The organism is Polyangium jinanense, from assembly GCF_028435265.1.
GTDB classification, from domain to species: Bacteria; Myxococcota_A; Polyangia; order Polyangiales; family Polyangiaceae; genus Polyangium; species Polyangium jinanense.
Map to the genome: position 1 here is coordinate 264,051 of NZ_JAGTJK010000008.1, position 18,440 is coordinate 282,490.

Genomic DNA, 18,440 nt, shown 5'->3' on the forward strand with positions numbered 1-18,440 from the left:
AATCTCCAAAAGGAACCAAATCCCGGGTCGGGTGTCCTGGTAGAGTCTTCTCGACAGGATCGGGGGCGCGCCTGTGTCTCCGCATTCCTTTTCGATGTGGAGGCACCCCAGGATGTCCTCGAACCGCGTTCGTCCGCGCCTCGCCCTCGTGGTGCTGGCGTTTTTCGCCCTGGTTTGTCCGGGGCTGCTCACCGCATGTCGTGAACCGGAGCGCCCGCTCCTGCCACGATCCCAGACCTGGGCCGAGCTCAGGACGGTCCGTCGCGACGTGCTCGTCGCGCCGCCCGGTGAGCCGGAACGCCCACCGTACCCACGAGAACGGCTCGTGGACGGCGAGGTGGTGCGGGTGCAGCAAAACGGGCTCGCGTGGCTCCGGCGGGACGGAGGCGCGACGCTGCTCGTCCGCGGGCCCGCTGAGCTCGTCGTCCACGCCGATGTGATCGACATCAAGCACGGGCGCGTCTTCGTGGATACGCCTGCGACGATCACGACCGAGCTCAAGACGCCGACCGGGCCGCTGCACCTCGCGCACGTGCGCGCGAGCATCGATGTGGCCCAGAAGGACGGCGCGTCGGACGTGTATGTGCTCGCCGGCGAGGTGCGCACGGACGGTTCGGCGCGCGCGACGGCCGGCGAGCGGCTCACGCTCGAGCCGCACAAGGGTGAGCCCACGGCGAAGACGTCGCCGGTGCTGACGTGGGAGGACTGGACGGGCGGCCTCGCGACAACGGATCGTTCGGCCGAACCTTCGCCGTACGGCGTGGGCACGGTGGGCGCGCGTCGGCCGGGTGAGCAAGGCGCGCCGCGCTTCCCGCTCGCGATCCAGAGGCTCGACGTGCGCGTGTCGATCCAGGACGACTTCGCGATCACCGAGGTCGACGAGCTTTTCTTCAACCCGAGCTCGGCGACGGTCGAAGGTGTGTACCGCTTCCGCACGCCCGCGGGCGCGACGCTGCACAAGTTCGGCGTGGATCGCGACGGCGTGGTGTTCTGGGGGTACGTCAAGGAGAAGCAGGCCGCCGCGGCGCAGTACCAGGCGAACGTCTACGAGGGCAGCAAGGAAGATCCGGCGCTGCTCGAGTGGGAGGCGCCGGGCGTGTACAAGGCGCGGCTCTACCCGATTTTGCCCGGACAATCGCGGCGCGTCGTGGTGCGGTACGCCGAGTGGCTCGGGCGCACGGGGGCGCGCGGAGAGCGACGGCTCTACGTGTACCCGATGGCGGCCGAGGGCGCCGAGGGGTCCTTGCCGCACATCGAGGAGCTGACGGCGACGATCGATCTCGCGCGGGCCGGCGCGCGCGAGGTGCGCACGGGCATGAGCGGCGTGCGCGAGGGCGGGACGATCAGGGTGCGCGCGCAGGACTTCGTGCCGAGGGCCGATCTCGCGATCGAGCTCTTCGACGACGGCCTCGTCGCGCCGCGCGGCTACACGGCGCCGCACACGATGGATCTCGAGACAGTGCAGCCTTCGGAGCGCGCGCACGCGATGGAACGCGCGAAGACGGAGGCCGACTACGTGATCGTGCCGGTGCGATCCGCCGACGTTCCGATCGCGAAGGGCGGGCTCGATCTGGCGATCGTGATCGACACGTCGGCCGCGACGGACGCGCCCTCGCTCGCGATCGCGCGGGCGACGACGGCGGCCTTGCTCGCGCACCTCGGCAAGGACGATCGGGTGGGCGTATTCGGCGGGGATACGTCGCTCGTGCCGGTCGTGCCGGGCAAGGACGGGCTCGCGCCGATCGACGAGGCGGGGCGGCGCGAGGTGCTCGCGCGGATGTCGCGGATCGAGCGAGGCGGCGCGACGGATCTCGGGGCGATGTTGAGCCAGGCCGCGGCGCTGCTCGATCCTTCGCGGCGTGGCGCGGTGGTGTACGTCGGCGACGGCGCGCCCACGGTCGGCGAGCTCCGGCTGCAGGAACTGCGGGATCGGATGGCGAAGCTGCCGCGGCCGGTGCGGATGTTCGGCGTGGGCGTGGGCGACGACGCGGACATGGCGCTTCTCGAAGGTCTCGCGCGGGGCGGTTTCGCCGAGCGCGTGGCCGACGCGAACGCCGCGGCGCGCGTGGCGCTTCGCTTGCTCGAGCATGCCGAGCGGCCGGTTTGGCTGGGCGCGCAGGTGGATCTCGGGCCCACGGTGGAGCGGATTTTCCCGCGAGATCTCGGCGCGCTCGTGGCGGACGAGAGCATCGCGGTGATCGGCCGCGTGACGGCTGCGGGTTTGCCGACGTCGGTGGCGCTGACGGGGCCTGCAGGTACGGTCCGGACAAACCTTCAGGTGACGCGGATCGAGGACGAGGGGGATCTGCGGCGTCGCTGGGCGGAAGGGCGCCTCCTGCAGATGATGGTCGAGGCGACGGGGCGCGCGGCGATGGTCGATCTCGGATCGCGTCACGCGATCATCACGCCGGTCACGTCGCTCTACGTGCCGACGAAGAACGAGATGACGCCGGAGGAGCGCGCCGAGCTCGAGCGCAAGAAGGGCATGGCGCGGAGCCTCGTGGAGACGAAGCGCCGGATGATGTGGACGCCGATCATCAAGGCGGACGTCGACGACGAAGAAGAAGAGGCGAACGGAGTCGCGGCCGCGGAGGTCGCTGCCGCGCCGAACGGCGACAACAAGGAAGGTGGTACGGGCACGCGGGCGAAGGGCGAAGAAGGCTCCATGGGCAGCGGCCCGGTTCGCTCGTCGGGCAACCGCTACGGCGTGCAAGGGCCCGCGGACAACGCCGATCCGCACATCGCGCGGCAACAAGCGCTGCGCGACGCGGCCGAGTTCGGGATGATCGGCATGCTGAATACGGGCGCGGGCGGCGATCCGAACGCGCCCACGGCGCCGTGGGGCCGCGACGATTCGCTCGGGAGTGATGGTCTCGCCGCGAATGGCAACCAGTGGGGCAGCACGATCGGCGACGCGTACGGCGCCGGCGGCCTCGGGCTCTCGGGCCTTGCTGAAGGCGGCGGCGGACGAGGCGAAGGCATCGGGCTCGGTTCCATCGGGACGATCGGGCAAGGCGCGGGCACGGGCACGGGGCAAGGGTTCGGCTCGGGGCACGGGCGGCTCGGCGGCACGCACAAGAGCGCGCCGCCGAAGATCATGGAGGCCCCGATCGCGATGCCGAGCGCCGCGGCGACGGCCTCGCCGGCGGCGCCTCCGCGTCCACCGCAGGCCGCGCCGTCGCTGCCGCAGGGGTTCACGAAGCAGTCGAACGCTCCGGGGGATCCGCTCGCGGGCGGGGACCTGAGTGGCAAGGCGTCCGCAGGCGAGGACAAGCCCGACGAGGCCCAGAAGCCCACGGACAAAGCCAAGCGCGTCGCCGGATCGACGGGCACGACGATCGTGGTGCACGTGGGCGACGTGCCGCATCAGGCGTCGCCGTGCAGCGGCGCCGCGCTCGTGCCGTTCGAGGAGCGCGTGGGCCTGTGGCGCGAGCGGTTCGGTCGCGTCGCGGGGAACGCGCAGGGCGTGCGCTCGGTTTATCGCGCCGCGCTCTCCGCGTGCGAGGCGCCGACGTGGCGCGAGAGGTCGAAGCTCGTGTCGCTCATGCTCGACGCGATGCCGTCGATCGCCGCGAAGGTGACGCTCTGGCGCGTGATGTTCACGGACCTCGGCGTGGCCGACGCGCTCTACCGCGGGATCCTCGCGCGCGTGCGCACCGCGCAGGAGATGCGCGAGCTTCACGCCGCGCTCGGCCTGAAGTCGATGGATCCGGGCCTGCTCGAGAAGCTCATCAAGGACACGAAGTCGCCCGACGAGCGGGTGAAGAAGCTGCGGGAGCTCGTGGCGCAGTGGCCGGACGATTTCGCGCTCGCGCTGCGGCTGCTCGACATGCTGGAGGACGCGTCGGACGACGCGGGCGCGCGTGAGCTCGGCCGGACGCTCAGGTCGAGGCCCGACGCGGACGCGCGGGTGCGGACCGCGGTCGGCGAGCTGTACTTGCGCCGCGCAGCGAAGGAGACCGACGCGGGCAAGAAGGCCGCGTACGAGGCCGAGGCGCGAAGGTCGTTCGGCGAGATCGTGGAGTTTGCCCCCGACGATCCGGTCGCGCGGCGCAGGCTCGGCGATCTTTTGAGGGCCCACGGTTGGTACGCGGACGCGGCGCGGCAGTACGAGACGCTGGCGCGGCTCGCGCCCGACGACACGAGCGTCTCGCTGCTGCTCGCGGCGGCCGCCGAGGGCATGGGCAAGCTCGAAGAGGCCATCAAGTGGACCGAGAAGGGCGGCGCAGCGGGCGCGCCCGACGCGGAGCAGAGCCCGGCCGTGACGGCGCGCGCGTTCGCCGCGACGTACCTCGCGTGGGGCCGTCTCCTCGCGCAGAAGAACGGCAAGAAGGACGAGGAACAGACGCTGCGCGCGCGGCTCCTGCGGGTGATCTCGACCGAACGCGCGGCCGGCAAGGCGCCGCGCGGGGCGCGCGTGTTGCTGACGTGGTCGCACCCCGAGTTCCATCCGTCGCTCTGGACGAACGGGCTCGGCACGCAGATGCCGGCACCCGAGGGCGACGTGACGCTGGGGATCGCGCAGGCGCTCCTCCCGATGCGTCCGGACGCACGCGTGGAGGTGCGGCTCGAAGGCGAGGACGTGGAGCATGCCGCGCGCCTCGGCGCGGAAGCGATCCTGACGATCGTGTTCGACGAGGGGGAGGACGGCGAGACCATCGTGAAGCAAACGATCCGCTTCGCGCGCGGCGGCAAGCCGGTGCGGGCGTTCGCCATCTCGAAGGGTGAGGCCCGGGAGGTCGAGCCGTGAGCGACGAGCGACGAGAAGAGCAAGACGTGAAGGGCACGCCCTCCGAGGAAGCGACCCTGGCGGCCGGAGAGGCATCCGTTCGTCCCGAAGAACCCACGACCAGCGCGGAGGAAAACGCGAGCGCGAGCGAAAGCGGAGACGAAAGCGCGAGCGCAGGCGGCAGCGGAAGCGGAGGCGGTAGCGACAGCGGTGGCGGAGGCGGGAGCGACGGCGGAAGCGACGACGACGATGATGACGACGATGGCGACGACGAGCCGGCGGCCGCCGTGCCCGAGCCTCCGCGCGTGAACGAGCGCCGTATCGTCGTGGTCACGCGTGGCGACAAACTCGACACGGCCGAATGGCTACCCGTGAGTGATCCGCGCGCGCAGGAGCAGATCCGGCGGACGCCATCGACGCCCCTGCCGCCCGAAGGCGGGACCATCCCGCCCGCGCTCTTCGCGATCGTGAGCTCGATCGTGGTCATCCTCGTGACCGTCATGCTCCTGCGCGGGCAAGGCGAACGGAAGCCGAGCCAGCCGCTCGTGCCGACCGTGGCCGATCTGCAGGCGGTGCACGCGTCGGTAACCGCCGCGGGCGTGCCCGTGCACAAGACGCGGCGGCTTTCCGAGGGGGATGTCGTCAAGACCGACGCCGACGGTCGGGCGCGCCTGCGCCTCGACGACGGCACGGGCCTCGTGCTGGATCGATCGACGAGCCTGCGCATCACGCAGAAGGGCGTGGCGCTCGAGCACGGGCGCATCTTCGTGCAGGGTGCGCTCGGCGCGCGGACCGAGATCGAGCTCGGCGAGGCCACGGGCATCGTGAGCGGCGCGAACACCGGCATCGAGCGCTCGCGCGAGCGCCCCTCGAGCGCGAAGCTCTACGCGGCGACCGAGGAGATCACGGTGCGCGCGGGCGGCGCCGAGAAGACGGTGCGCGCGGGCGAGACGGCCACGGTGGACGGCAGCAAGGTCGAGGTCGCGCCCGAGCGCGGCTACGACGACTGGACGGGCGGCATGGCCGCGCCGTGGGGCGCGAAGGGCGCGCCGCGCAGGGCCGTCGGTGAGCTCTGGGGTCGGCCGGAGGGTCGGCAGGACAACCCCGGCGACGCCGGCTCGCCGCTCACGATCCGCGCGCACGACGTCGAGGCGACGGTCGCGCGCGAGCTCGCCGAGACCGAGGTGCGGACGACGTTCTTCAACGCCGGCAGCACGTACGTGACCGGCGACTATCGCCTGGCGATCCCGCCGGGCGCGATCGTGGCGCGGTTCGCCTCGGTCCGCATTGGCAACCCGAACGAGGGACACATCGCGCTCGCCACGCGTGATCTACGCGGCCCCGGGAGCGGAAGCTCGAGCGGCGAGGTGCTCGAGTGGGCCGGCGAAGGCTGGGTCCGCGCGACGATTCCGAGCATCTCGCCCGGCGCGACGGTGCAGGTGATCGTCCGGTACGTCGAGTGGCTCTCGCCGCGGCCGAAGGGCGATGGGACCTGGGTCGTGCAGTACCGCTATCCGATGGTCTCGGATGCCGCGCCCCCGCTCATCGGCGAGTTCTCCGCGAAGATCGACGCGACGCAGTCGAGCCCGAAGTCGATCGGCGCGGGACTCGGCGCGCGCGTGACGGGCAGCACCGTCGAGCTGCGGCGGCCCGATTATCGGCCGACCGCGGACCTCGTGGTGGACGTGGCGATCGAGCCTTCGTCGTCGCCCGCGCGGCTCTTCGTGGCGCCGCCGTTCGAGGGCGACGACGATGATCCGGCTTCGACGATCCTCGTGCGCACCGAGGTGCCCGAGGCGCGCGCCGAGGACGGGGTGACGCTCGCGCTCGTGCTCGACGTCTCGTCGAGCGTGGAGCCGGCGCTGCTCGACGCGGAGCGCGCGCTCGTCGACGCGGTGCTCTCGGGCCTGGGAGCGCGGGACAAGGTGGTCGTGCTGGCCGCCGATCAAACGGTGCGTCCGATCGGACCGCCCACGATCGGGCCGGTGGACGAGGCGCGCCGCAAGGCGATCCGCGAGGCGCTCGGGCAGATCTCGACGGGCGGTGCGACGGATCTCGGCCGTGCCCTCGAAGTCGGCGCGGACGCGCTGCCGGTCGACGCGCCCGCCGGCATGGTGATCTACGTGGGCGACGGCTGGCCGACCGTTGGAGATCCAACGGTCGATCGAATCCAGGCGCGGCTCGCGCGCCGACAGGGTGGGGCGCCGCGCCTCGGCGCTGTGGGCGTCGGGCCGCTCGTGAACCGTTTCGCCCTCGCGAGCCTGGTGCGCGGCTCGGGGCCGCTGCTCGAGATCGCGGACACGACGGACGCCGCGCGTGTCGCGACCGAGCTCATCGCCGAGGCGCTGCAGCCCGCGGTGGCGGGCGTCGAGATCGTGTTCGGGACCGAGGTCGATCGCATCTACCCGCGCTCGGCGCGGGCGATCACGGCCGGCGAGACGGTCTTCGCGGTGGGCCGCGTGCGGGGCGATCCGCCTCGCTCGATCACGCTGCGCTACCGCGACGCGCGCGGCGTGCACGAGGAGAAGCGGCCCGTCGTCGTGGAGCGCGCGTTCCGCGAGCAGGACGTGGCCCGGCGCTGGGCCGCGGCGCGTGTCGAGGAGATCGCGCTGAAGGGCAAGGGGCGGGAGGCCGCGACCGACGTGGCCTTGCGCGCCGGCCTGCTCACGCCGTGGACCGGCTTCGTGATCGGCGGCCCGCGCGTCTACACGCCGACGCTCTTGCAGACGCGCATCCTCGATCTCTCGGCCGGGCCCGAGTCCGGCTTCTCCGCGGCGTTCGCCACGCCGCGCGCGGCGGCCGGGACGCTGATGAACGTCCCGCAGGAGACCGAGTCGGCCGAGGACAAGGACGACGAGGCCGCCTACAAGGCCGCGGTGGCCGAGGCCGCAGCGAGGCTGCTCGACGAGGCCGGCCCCTCGGTGCGGGCGTGCCGCGACTCGCGCGCGGCGCTCCGGCCCGAGCTCTCGGGCAAGCTCGAAGTGAACTTCTCGATCGACGGCGACGGCCGCGCCGAGAAGGTCCGCGTGAAGGGCGTGTCAGGCGCGGACGACGACGCGCTCGACCGCTGCGTCGAGGTCGTGGTGCGTGGGATGATCTTCCCTGCGAGCGGGCTCACCGTGTCGATCGACGTGACGCGCACGCTCGGCTTGCCGCCGCCGCGCGCGACGCTGCGGGGCCGCAAGTGCTCGCCGACCTCGTTCCTGCCGCTGCCGCTCCGCCGCGGCGTGTGGCGCGAGCGGCTCGACCGCGGCCAGGCCGACGTGGTGTACGTCGAAGCGAAGCAGTCGTGCGAGCTGCCCACGTGGACCGATCGTCGTGCGCTGCTCGAGCTCATCCTCGTGAATGAGCCGAACGGCCTTGCGCGCGTGGGCGTCGCCGGGAAGCTCGAGCTGCTCGGCGAGAGTGACGCGGCCGCGCTGCTGCGGCGCGAAGCGATCCGTCGCGCGCAGAGCCCCGAGGAGCTCTTTGCCATCAAGCGCGAGCTCGTGGGCAGTGAGCGCTACCCCGTGGGCACGTTCCGCAAGCAGTACCGCGCGGCGAACGATGACAAGGGGCGGCTCGCGGTCGTGCGCCGTTTCCTCGGGATCGCGCCGCACGATGCGCGGCTTCGGCGCCGGCTCTTCGCGCTGCTCGAAGCGCTCGACATGAAGGCCGAGCTCTCCGAGGAGATCCGCCGCGCCCGCCGCGATCCCTTCGCGGATGCGGGCCTGCTCGCGGACGCGGCGTCCGCGCTCCTGCGCATCGGCGACGAGGCGGAGGCGCGCCGGACGTTCGGCGAGCTCTCCGAGCGCGCCCCGCGGGACCCGTGGGCACGCGCCTTCCTCGGCGATCGCCTGCGCAACGAGGGTTTTTTCGACGACGCGTCGCTCGCCTACGCCGTGCTCGAAGAGCTCGTCCCCGAGGAGCCCGCGGCCGTCATTCGTTTTGCGCTCGCGCATGCGGGCGCGGGCCGGCTCGACATCGCGCACCGCATGCTCGCGCGTGTCACGCAGACGGGCGGTCGCGCGGGTGACGAGACGCTCGGCAGGCTCGCGGGCTACCTCGCGCACGTCCTGCTCGCCGAGGGCCGTGGTCGCCAAGGGCTCGCGGAGTCGGACACGGATCGCCTCGCGCGGGCCTCGCTCGAGCTCCCGTATCCGAACGCGGCCGTGGTCGCGCTCGTCCGCGCGCCTGCGGGCGCCCTCGCCCTCGACGTGAAGCTCCTGCGCGACAAGGCCGCCGACCCCCTCGGCCCCGACGTCGTCGCGGCGGGCGTGGGCCTCTACGCGCTCCGTTTTGGCCTCGCGGAGAAATCGCCGATCTCCTTGCAGCTCGCGCGCCCCGAAGAGCTCGCGCCCGCGCGCGCCACGAAGGTTCGCGTCGATGCGCTCGTGCCCGACGGCGACGGCAAGCCGCCGAAGCTCGTTTCAATCGACGTCGAGCTCCCGCCGACCGGCAAGCCCGTGACACTCCGCTGGACGGGCAGCGCGTTCACGTCTGGCTGATCGATGCGTCGAACGGCGGCGGATCCTGGGGTCCGCCGCTTGACGTCGCTGCCTCGGATCGGTTGTACTTTTCCACCTGGACGTTCCGAAGCGAACGTATCTCCTCAAAAACCCAAATCATTTCGGTGAATTCACCCTGCCCGGCCGGGGCCTCCGTGGCGCCGGGGCGGCGGCGTACGCCGGATGATTTGTGCCCCAACAGTCTCGAAGGCGGGGTTCGTCCCCGGAGGCTTCTCGTATGTCGAATCGATCGATCGCGCGTGCCGCGCACCTCGTGGTGCTCGCGCTCGCGCTCGCCCTCGTGGCCCTCGTGCCACGCGCCGCGCGCGCGGCGACGAATGTCACGGGCGGCAACGTCATCAACCAGACGTGGACCCCTGCAGGCAGCCCGTACATCGTCTCGGGCGACGTCACCGTGCCTGAAGGCGCGTTCTTGACCATCCAGGCCGGCACCGTCGTGCAGTTCGCGAACGGCGACGCCCAGGCCGCGGGCCTCGACTCGGCGCGCACCGAGATCACCGCCAAGGGCCAGCTCAACGTGAACGGCACGGCGGCGAGCCCCGTGACCTTCGCGGCGCAGAGCGGCTCGGGCGCGGGCATCTGGTACGGCATCGTCGTCGAGTCGACGGGCGTCGCGACGATCGCCAACGCGACGATGACGAACGCGAGTTACGCGATTCGATCGAGCGCGACGGCCATGGGCCTCGCGGTCTCGAACACGGTCATCAACAGCTCGACGTACGGCGCCTACCTCGAAGCCGGGACGCCGACGCTCACGAATGTCGAGGCGAACGGCGGCTCGTACGGCTTCTACGTCACGGGCGCGACGTCCGCGACCGTCTCGGGTTGCGCGGCGAAGAACAACTCGAGCGCGGGCATCTACGTGGTGCCGTCGAGCGGGACGACGACGAACAGCTTCGCGGGCTGCCTGGTGCAGGGGAGCGGCACGTACGGTGTGCGCACGGGCGCGAGCTCCGGTGCGACGTCGACGGTGAACGTCACGGACAGCACGCTCCACGGCAACGGCACGTACGGCGTGTACGTGTTCGCGGCGACGGGCGGCTCGACGACGGTGAACGTGAAGAGCTCCAACGTGACGGGCCTGGCGTCGAGCCCGCAGCAGTACGGCATCTACCGTGTGACGGCCAACGGCACGACGGCAGTGACGACGACGTACTCGAACGTGTGGGGCAGCTCGAGCGCCGACTACAGCAGCGCGGCGGCGGGTACGGGGTGTTTTTCGGCAAACCCGCTGTACGTGTCGGTCCCGACGAACATGCGGCTGACGTCGAACTCGCCGTCACGCTTCGCGGGTGACGCGGGCGGTGATCTCGGGCCGCTCGACTACACGAACGACGCGACGCCCGGCTACCACGGGACGTTGTGGGTCAACACGACGCTGACCCTCGCGGGGTCGCCGTACACGCTCGCGGGCGACATGACGGTGGGACCGAGCGCGAAGCTCACGATCGAGCCTGGCGTGGTGGTGAACTTCTCGAACGGCGACCTCATGGGGTCGGGCGACGACACGGCGCGCGGCGAGATCCGGGTGAACGGCACGCTGGACGCGCTCGGCACGAGTGCTTCGCCGATCACGCTGCGCGCGACGACGGTGGGCACGGGCAACTGGTACGGCGTCGTGGTCCCGTCGACGTCGAAGGGCGCGACGCTGACGAACGTGAACCTGCAGTACGGCTCGTACGCGGTGCGCTCCGCGGCCAACGGCTCGCTTCTTTCGCTCACGAACGTGGCGAGCGACTCGTCGACGTACGGCGTCTACCTCGAAGCCGGCACGCCGACGCTCACCAACGTCACCGCGAACAACGGCTCGTACGGCTTCTACGTCACGGGCGCGACGTCCGCGACCGTCTCGGGTTGCACGTCGAAGAACAACACGAGCGCGGGCATCTACGTGGTGCCGTCGAGCGGGATCACGACGAACAGCTTCACGGGCTGCCTGGTGCAGGGGAGCGGCACGTACGGCGTGCGCACGGGCGCGAGCTCCGGTGCGACGTCGACGGTGAACATCACGGACAGCACGCTCCACGGCAACGGCACGTACGGCGTGTACGTGTTCGCGGCGACGGGCGGCTCGACGACGGTGAACGTGAAGAGTTCCAACGTGACGGGCCTGGCGTCGAGCCCGCAGCAGTACGGCATCTACCGTGTGACGGCCAACGGCACGACGGCGGTGACGACGACGTACTCGAACGTGTGGGGCAGTTCGAGCGCCGACTACAGCAGCGCGGCGGCGGGTACGGGGTGTTTTTCGGCAAACCCGCTGTACGTGTCGGTCCCGACGAACATGCGGCTGACGTCGAACTCGCCGTCGCGCTTCGCGGGTGACGCGGGCGGTGATCTCGGGCCGCTCGACTACACGAACGACGCGACGCCCGGCTACCACGGGACGTTGTGGGTCAACACGACGCTCACGCTGGCGGGTTCGCCCTACACGATCGCGGGCGACATGACGGTGGGACCGAGCGCGAAGCTCACGATCGAGCCTGGCGTGGTGGTGAACTTCTCGAACGGCGACCTCATGGGGTCGGGCGACGACACGGCGCGCGGCGAGATCCGGGTGAACGGCACGCTGGACGCGCTCGGCACGAGTGCTTCGCCGATCACGCTGCGCGCGACGACGGTGGGCACGGGCAACTGGTACGGCGTCGTGGTCCCGTCGACGTCGAAGGGCGCGACGCTGACGAACGTGAACCTGTTGTACGCATCGTACGCGGTGCGCTCGGCGGCCAACGGCTCGCTCCTCTCGCTCACGAACGTGGCGAGCGACGCGTCGACGTACGGCGTCTACCTCGAAGCCGGCACGCCGACGCTGAAGAACGTCACGGCGAACAACGGCTCGTACGGCATGTACGTGACGGGCACCGCCGCGCCCACGGTGCAGGGGTTGACCCTCAAAGGGAACTCGACCTTGGGCCTGTATTTCGTGCCGAATAGCGGCAATTCGATCACGACGGTCGAGAACGCCCTCATTCGCTCGAGCGGCACGTACGGCGTGCGCACGGGCGCGTCGAGCGGCGCGGCCGGCACGCTCAACCTGACGAACGCGACGATCCACGGCAACGGCACCTACGGCGTGTACGTCTTCGCGGCGACCGGCGGCTCCATGTCCGTCAACATCAAGAACGCCATCATCACGAGTCTGGCGTCGAGCCCGCAGCAGTACGGCGTCTACCGCGTGACCGCCAACGGCACGACGGCGGCGAACATCACGTACTCCAACGTCTGGGGCAACACGAGCAGCAACTATTCCAGCGCCGCCGCGGGTACGGGCTGCATCTCGCAGAACCCGAACTTCGTCAACGCGCCGACGGACCTCAAGCTCGCGTCCGGGAGCGTGTGCATCGACGCGGGCACGCCGATGGGCGCGCCGAACTCGGACATCGAAGGCAAGATCCGCCCGATCGACGGCGACGGGATCAACGGCGCCGCGTACGACATGGGCGCCTACGAGTACGCGCCGGCCTTCTTCTGCGGCGACGGCGTGACGAACAGCGGCGAGATCTGCGACGACGGCGTGCAGAACGGCCAGTACGGCTACTGCAAGGCCGATTGCTCCGGGCCCGGCCCGCGTTGCGGTGACGGCATGGTCAACGGCCCCGAGCAGTGCGACGATGCGAACGCATCGAACACGGACGCCTGCTTGACCACGTGCGTCACGGCCTCGTGCGGCGACGGGTTCGTGCAGGCGGGTGTCGAGCAGTGCGATGACGGCAACACGTCGAACGGCGACGCATGCCTCGCGATGTGCGTCCCGGCCTCGTGCGGCGACGGCTACGTGAACGTCGGCGTCGAGCAGTGCGACGACGGGAACATGTCGAGCACCGACGGCTGCGTCGCGGGCTGCAAGACCGCGTCGTGCGGCGACGGCCACGTGCAGATAGGCGTCGAGACCTGCGACGACGGGAACACGTCGAACAGCGACGCGTGCCTCGCCTCGTGCCAGCCCGCGTCGTGCGGCGACGGCCACGTGCAGGCCGGCGTCGAGCAGTGCGACGACGGGAACATGTCGGACACCGACGGCTGCCTCGCGAGCTGCAAGCCGGCCTCGTGCGGCGACGGCTTCGTGCAAGCGGGCGTCGAGCAGTGCGACGACGGGAACATGTCGAACGGCGACGGCTGCCTCGCGAGCTGCAAGCCGGCCTCGTGCGGCGACGGCTTCGTGCAAGCGGGCGTCGAGGAGTGCGACGACGGCAACATGGTGAACAGCGACCAGTGCCCGTCGACGTGCAAGAATGCGGTGTGCGGCGACGGCCACGTGCAGGCGGGCGTCGAGGAGTGCGACGACGGCAACCTGACGAACGGCGACGCGTGCCTCAACGCCTGCAAGAACGCGACGTGCGGCGACGGCGTCGTCCAGCAGGGCGTCGAGGCGTGCGACGACGGCAACGCATCGAACACGGACGCCTGCGTCCTCAATTGCAAGAGCGCGTCGTGCGGCGACGGCTACGTGCAAGGCGGCGTCGAGGCCTGCGACGACGGCAACCAGAACGACACCGACGGCTGCAAGAACAACTGCAGCCTGCCGGGGTGCGGCGACGGCATCGTGGGCCCGAACGAGGAGTGCGACGACGGCAACGTGTCGAACACGGATGCGTGCCTCGTGACGTGCAAGAACGCGACGTGCGGCGACGGGTTCGTCCGCGCGGGCGTGGAGGCGTGCGACGACGGCAACACCGACGACACCGACGAGTGCCCGACGACGTGCAAGGACGCGACGTGCGGCGACGGGTTCGTCCTCGATGGCGTCGAGGAGTGCGACGACGAGAACAGCTCGAACTCCGACGCTTGCGTGCAGGACTGCAAGGCCGCGGCCTGCGGCGACGGCTACGTCGAGCTCGGCGTCGAGACCTGCGACGACGGCAACCAGAACAACGACGACGCGTGCTCGAACCTGTGCACGAGCGCGACGTGCGGCGATGGCGTGGTGCAGCCGGGTGAGGCTTGCGACGACGGCAATGCGTCGAACTTCGACGCCTGCCTGAGCGGCTGCCTCAAGGCGAGCTGCGGCGACGGGTTCGTCTGGGGTGGCACCGAGGAGTGCGACGACGCGAACGGCGTCTCCGGCGATGGCTGCACCTTCGACTGCAAGCTCGAAGGTCAGGGCGGCGCCGGCGGCGGCGGCGGCGACGGCGGCATGGGCGGCGACGGCGGCATGGGCGGCGCCGGCGGCGCCGGCGGCGAAGGCGGCGCGGGTACCGGCGGGCGTGACCCGGGCAGTGACGAGAGCTGCGGCTGCCGGACCGTCGGCGAGACCCGCGACGCGGGCAGCGCGGTCGTCCTCGTGCTCGCGGGCGCGCTCGTGGCGGCGCGTCGGCGGCGCAAGGCGGCGTAGTTCGTCCGAGTAACGAAAAAAGAGCGGCGGCGTCCTCCGGGATGCCGCCGCTTCTTTTTTTGGCGTCCCAGTCTTGGCGCCCGTGCGGGGCGCGGCGTCAAACCTGGGCGCCGCGCGCGAACCGGAGCTGGATCTCCGAGAGCGCGGCGCGCGCCCCGAGCGGCAGACCCACATGGCCCGACGGGACCTCGGGCTCGCGCACGTTGATGCGAACGAGCAGGCCGCCGAGGCTCTTCGCGGCGCGCTCGCTGAAGGATCGGACCGTGGGGATGGCCGTCCCGGCGCCGCATTCGATGACGACGACGCGTCCGCGCGCCTCGCGCGAAAGCCCCGAAAACCACGCGCCGAGCCGCTCTTCCTGCGCGTACGAGCGGCTTCCATCCCAGTGTCCGTCGCCGAACATGAGCACGTTCGGGCGGGCCATCGCGCCGCAGCGTGGGCACTTCGGGAGCGGCTCCGCGGCACGAAACGACGTGCGATCGACCTTCACGTGGTACGGGTCCGCGGGGAAGATGCCGGCGCCGCAGACGCCCGTGCATTGCAGGAAGTCGATGGCGCCGTGGCACTCGACGATGCGCTCCGGGTCGAAGCCTGCGCGCTGGAACTGACCGTCGACGTTCGAGGTGAACACGAAATACCCCTCTGCCATGCGCCGCGCGAACCGCGCGAGGATCTCGAAGCCCGCGTGCGGCACGGTCGTCCGGTAGAGCTCCAGGCGATGACCATAAAAACCCCACGCGAGGGTGGGATCGCTTGCGAACCAGCGTGGATTCGCGAGCGACGAGAAGCCGAGGCCGAGCTCCTTGTACGGCGGGTAGGCGCGCCAGAACCCATCGTTGCCGCGGAAATCGGGCAGCCCCGAGTCGACGCCCATGCCCGCGCCCGCCGTGATGACGAGTGCACGCGCGTTTTCGAGGGCGCGGGCGGCTTGCTCGAACAGGGATTCATGCGGGGTCATGGGAGCTCCTCTATCTTCCGCCTCGGTCGCGAGGGGCGATCGGTATCGAATCATCGGTCGGCGCGCAGAGGCGCCAAAAAAACGACTGCCCCTTCTCTCCGCGCCGCGGGGGCGAAGACGAAGGGGCAGGGGAGCGTGGAGGGGGTTTCCCGGTGCGTCAGGGCGTGACCGGCGTGCAGGTGCCCGTGGTCGGATCGCCCTGGTCCGCCGTGCACTTGAACTGGGGCATCGCCGGGCAGGGAAGGGGGCATTCCGCCGGCTCGCAGCTCTCGTTCTTGAACTTCTGGAGCGCCTCTTTGTAAGCGATGACCTCGGGCAGATCCTGGGCGACCACGCTGATCGGGCAGCAGGGGCCGTCGATGATCTCCTGGCACTGCGGGATCTCGGGCTGCTGCGGGTAACACTTCGTCGCCGGGACGAGCTTGAGATTGACGTCGGCCTCGAGCGGCTCGCAGACCGCCGCGTTTCCGCCGGTGCCGCCGGTGCCGCCGCCCGCGCCATTGTTGCCCGCGCCGCCGGAGCCATTGCCGCCCGCGCCATTGTTGCCCGCGCCGCCCGAGCCGCCATTGTTGCCCGCGCCGCCCGCGCCGCCATTGCCTGCGCCGCCTTGCCCGCTGCCGCCTTGCGCGGTGCCGTTGCCCGCGCCGCCGGCGCCGTCGCCGCCGTTTCCGCCGTTGCCTCCGCCGCCCGCTCCGGGGGGACAGACCTGACCGGCCGGGCAGCCGTTGCCGCCGCTGGGCTCGACCTGCTGATCTCCCGGGCATCCTGCCAAAAACAGCGCGGCCCCAGCAACCTGAGCCAGTAAGACGAAACGCATGACCCCTCCTCGCATAGAAGAAGCTTCTCCAAGAGCAGACATTCGACGTAACATGGAAAATTTATAGCTTCGGCGCCAGCCGTCGTCCACCGAACGTGCCGGGATTTTGGCGCTCGTCGACGCGATGGGTCGCCCGTCCCTACGGCGGGTTGCTCAGAGCTCGTTTTGGCGCGCGAGGAGCGTTGCGCAGGCCGCGGCAGCGTTCTGGGGGTCGACGTTCCAGTCGGGCGCGCCGAATTTGCCGTCGATGCGCACCATGCGGAAACGGCTGTCCAGAGGCTCGACCTGGAACGTGGGGAGCGACTTGATCGCGCTCGTGACCCCGATCGGCGTGCCCGCGAGGTAGATGTCCGCGCCGACGAGGTTGTAGAGCACCTCGGAGTCGACGGTCCCCGAAAGTTCGCACGAGCTCTTCGCCTGGCCCGTGAACAGCGGATTGATCTCCATGTCGATGAAGGCGCGGCCCTGGAGCGTCGTCCCCGGGACATTGGGCTCCGCCGCGTTGCAGGCGACGCCCGAATTCACGTCGTCCGAGGTTTTTCCGCAGACCTCGACCGTGACGCCCGGATAACCATCCCCGTCGTCGTCGCGCAGACCCATGCAGTCGGTCACGCACGTGGGCTCGCAGAGGTCCGTGCGGCCGAGGTTCGTCCCGCCACACCCCGCGGCGGCGTCGTTCCACGCGGGCATCGAGAGACCCGTCTCGTTCGAGCCGACGGTCACGAAGAAGCGCTCGACCGCGAGCTCGGCGCCGGGCGAGAGACCGTCGAGCGAGCCCGCGACGGGCGCGGCGGGCACGCCGGGGAGCGCGTCGATCAACGTTTGAGGTGCAATGATCTGCGTCGACACGAGCGTCTCCGCGTTCGGGTCGCACGTGCCGACGAGCGCCGTCACGATGGGCAGCTCGATCGAGCAGAGCGTGGACCTCACGAAGAGCTGCGTCGGAAACATGATGTCCGCGCTCATCGTGACGAAGAGGAGCATCGTCGACTCGCCGATCTGATCGGCGGGGCAGATGGTGATCGCGCCGCCGGGCGTCCCTTCGAGCGTCACGGCGAGCCGGGCGTAGGCGGCCCAGGTGCCCGAGAGATCGAGCGTGGTCGGCGCTTCGTCACACGCGACTGCATGCGATCCGCCGCTCCCGCCCGATCCGCCAGAGCCGCCGGAGCCGCCGGCACCACCGCCGCCGTCGCCGCAGCCGGTCGCGAAGGTGGCGAGCAAGGACGACGCGAAGAGCACGAAACGAGGGCGAAGCGAGGGCATGCGGAGACTCCTGGCGAGAGGCCGCGCGCGCGGCTTCCCCGAGTATTGCTTGCCCTCGGGCGAATGGCGTCGTCAGTCGTACCGCTCGGTGTGCACGTGCTTGCGGTCGACGCCGAGCTCGTGGCGACAGAGCTCGCGCACGGCCTTCACCATTCGTTCGAGGCCACAAACGTAGACGTGTGGCAGAGCTGGCGCGCTCGCCGCTTGGAGATCGCGGAGCAGGGCAGGGACGTGCGTCTGGACATAACCGCTCTTGCCCGTCCATGACTCACCAGGGCGCGAGAGCGTGATCGTGTACCGCACGTGCGGATGCGCGCGGGTAAAGGCTTCCATCTCGGCGCGGTAGAGGATGTCCTCCTCGAAGCGCGCGCCGAAGAGGAGCCAGAGCGGCGCCCTCGAACGGGTCGCGAGCGCGGCCTGCATCATCGCGCGGAGCGGCGTCACGCCCGTTCCCGTGCCGACGAAGAGCGAAGGGCTCGGGTCCTCGGACGCGCGCGTGAACAGGCCATGCGGGCCGATCGCCGAGAGGACGGAGCCCTCGGGGAGATCGTGGAGGAACATCGAGCCCGAGCCGCAGGGGACACGCGTGACGGCGAGCTCGAAGCGGTTCGATCCGTCGGGCGCCGACGCGATCGAATACGCGCGTCGCCGTTCGCCTTCGGGAAGCGGCAAGGCGAGGTTGATCCACTGACCCGGGTCGTGATCGAGAGGCCGACCGTCGACCCGTTCGAACACGAGCTGCCGCACCATCGGCGCGATCATCGTCGCCGACGCGAGCCGCACCTCGAACGTCTCGGGTTTTTTCATCCGGCGACGCGGAACATAGGGGGAGG

At 70.7% G+C, this 18,440-nt stretch carries 7 protein-coding genes; 3 read left to right on the top strand and 4 right to left on the bottom strand.

The features are described 5' to 3' along the window. Nucleotides 1-112 precede the first annotated feature (112 nt). The 3 genes from KEG38_RS18900 to KEG38_RS18910 all read left to right on the top strand — a co-directional run bounded on the left by KEG38_RS18900 (nt 113) and on the right by KEG38_RS18910 (nt 14,569). A complete protein-coding gene (locus KEG38_RS18900) occupies nt 113-4,750 on the top strand; it encodes a VIT domain-containing protein (protein ID WP_272421104.1) in 4,638 nt (1,545 codons plus the stop codon). Then, nucleotides 4,747-9,216 carry a VWA domain-containing protein gene (locus KEG38_RS18905; protein WP_272421105.1) on the top strand — a complete coding sequence of 1,490 codons (4,470 nt, stop codon included), beginning with the start codon at nt 4,747-4,749 and terminating at the stop codon, nt 9,214-9,216. The genes KEG38_RS18900 and KEG38_RS18905 overlap by 4 nt, the downstream gene beginning before the upstream one ends. Nucleotides 9,217-9,454: 238 nt before the next feature. Continuing rightward, complete coding sequence (locus KEG38_RS18910) at nt 9,455-14,569, top strand: DUF4215 domain-containing protein (RefSeq protein ID WP_272421106.1); 5,115 nt, start codon at nt 9,455-9,457, stop codon at nt 14,567-14,569. 97 nt (nt 14,570-14,666) lie between these two features. Here KEG38_RS18910 and KEG38_RS18915 read toward each other — a convergent pair whose 3' ends face one another. The 4 genes from KEG38_RS18915 to KEG38_RS18930 form a co-directional block, all read right to left on the bottom strand. Next, nucleotides 14,667-15,527 (bottom strand): SIR2 family NAD-dependent protein deacylase, encoded by an 861-nt coding sequence (locus KEG38_RS18915; protein WP_272421107.1) that lies wholly within the window; start codon nt 15,525-15,527, stop codon nt 14,667-14,669. A 157-nt stretch (nt 15,528-15,684) separates the two neighbouring features. After that, nucleotides 15,685-16,344: a hypothetical protein gene (locus KEG38_RS18920; RefSeq protein WP_272421108.1), complete on the bottom strand. Its 660-nt coding sequence runs from the start codon at nt 16,342-16,344 to the stop codon at nt 15,685-15,687. Between the two features lie 153 nt (nt 16,345-16,497). Next, complete coding sequence (locus KEG38_RS18925) at nt 16,498-17,607, bottom strand: hypothetical protein (RefSeq protein ID WP_272421109.1); 1,110 nt, start codon at nt 17,605-17,607, stop codon at nt 16,498-16,500. Between the two features lie 72 nt (nt 17,608-17,679). Beyond that, nucleotides 17,680-18,414, bottom strand: coding sequence for a ferredoxin--NADP reductase (locus tag KEG38_RS18930; RefSeq protein ID WP_272421110.1), 735 nt, complete (start codon nt 18,412-18,414; stop codon nt 17,680-17,682). Nucleotides 18,415-18,440 lie beyond the last annotated feature (26 nt).

What these genes read in the sequence shown, in the direction of transcription:
- KEG38_RS18900 (WP_272421104.1), top strand. Translation starts at nt 113, where the DNA reads ATGTCCTCGAACCGCGTTCGTCCGCGCCTCGCCCTCGTGGTGCTGGCG.
- KEG38_RS18910 (WP_272421106.1), top strand. Translation starts at nt 9,455, where the DNA reads ATGTCGAATCGATCGATCGCGCGTGCCGCGCACCTCGTGGTGCTCGCG.
- KEG38_RS18915 (WP_272421107.1), bottom strand. Translation starts at nt 15,527, where the DNA reads ATGACCCCGCATGAATCCCTGTTCGAGCAAGCCGCCCGCGCCCTCGAA.
- KEG38_RS18920 (WP_272421108.1), bottom strand. Translation starts at nt 16,344, where the DNA reads ATGCGTTTCGTCTTACTGGCTCAGGTTGCTGGGGCCGCGCTGTTTTTG.
- KEG38_RS18925 (WP_272421109.1), bottom strand. Translation starts at nt 17,607, where the DNA reads ATGCCCTCGCTTCGCCCTCGTTTCGTGCTCTTCGCGTCGTCCTTGCTC.
- KEG38_RS18930 (WP_272421110.1), bottom strand. Translation starts at nt 18,414, where the DNA reads ATGAAAAAACCCGAGACGTTCGAGGTGCGGCTCGCGTCGGCGACGATG.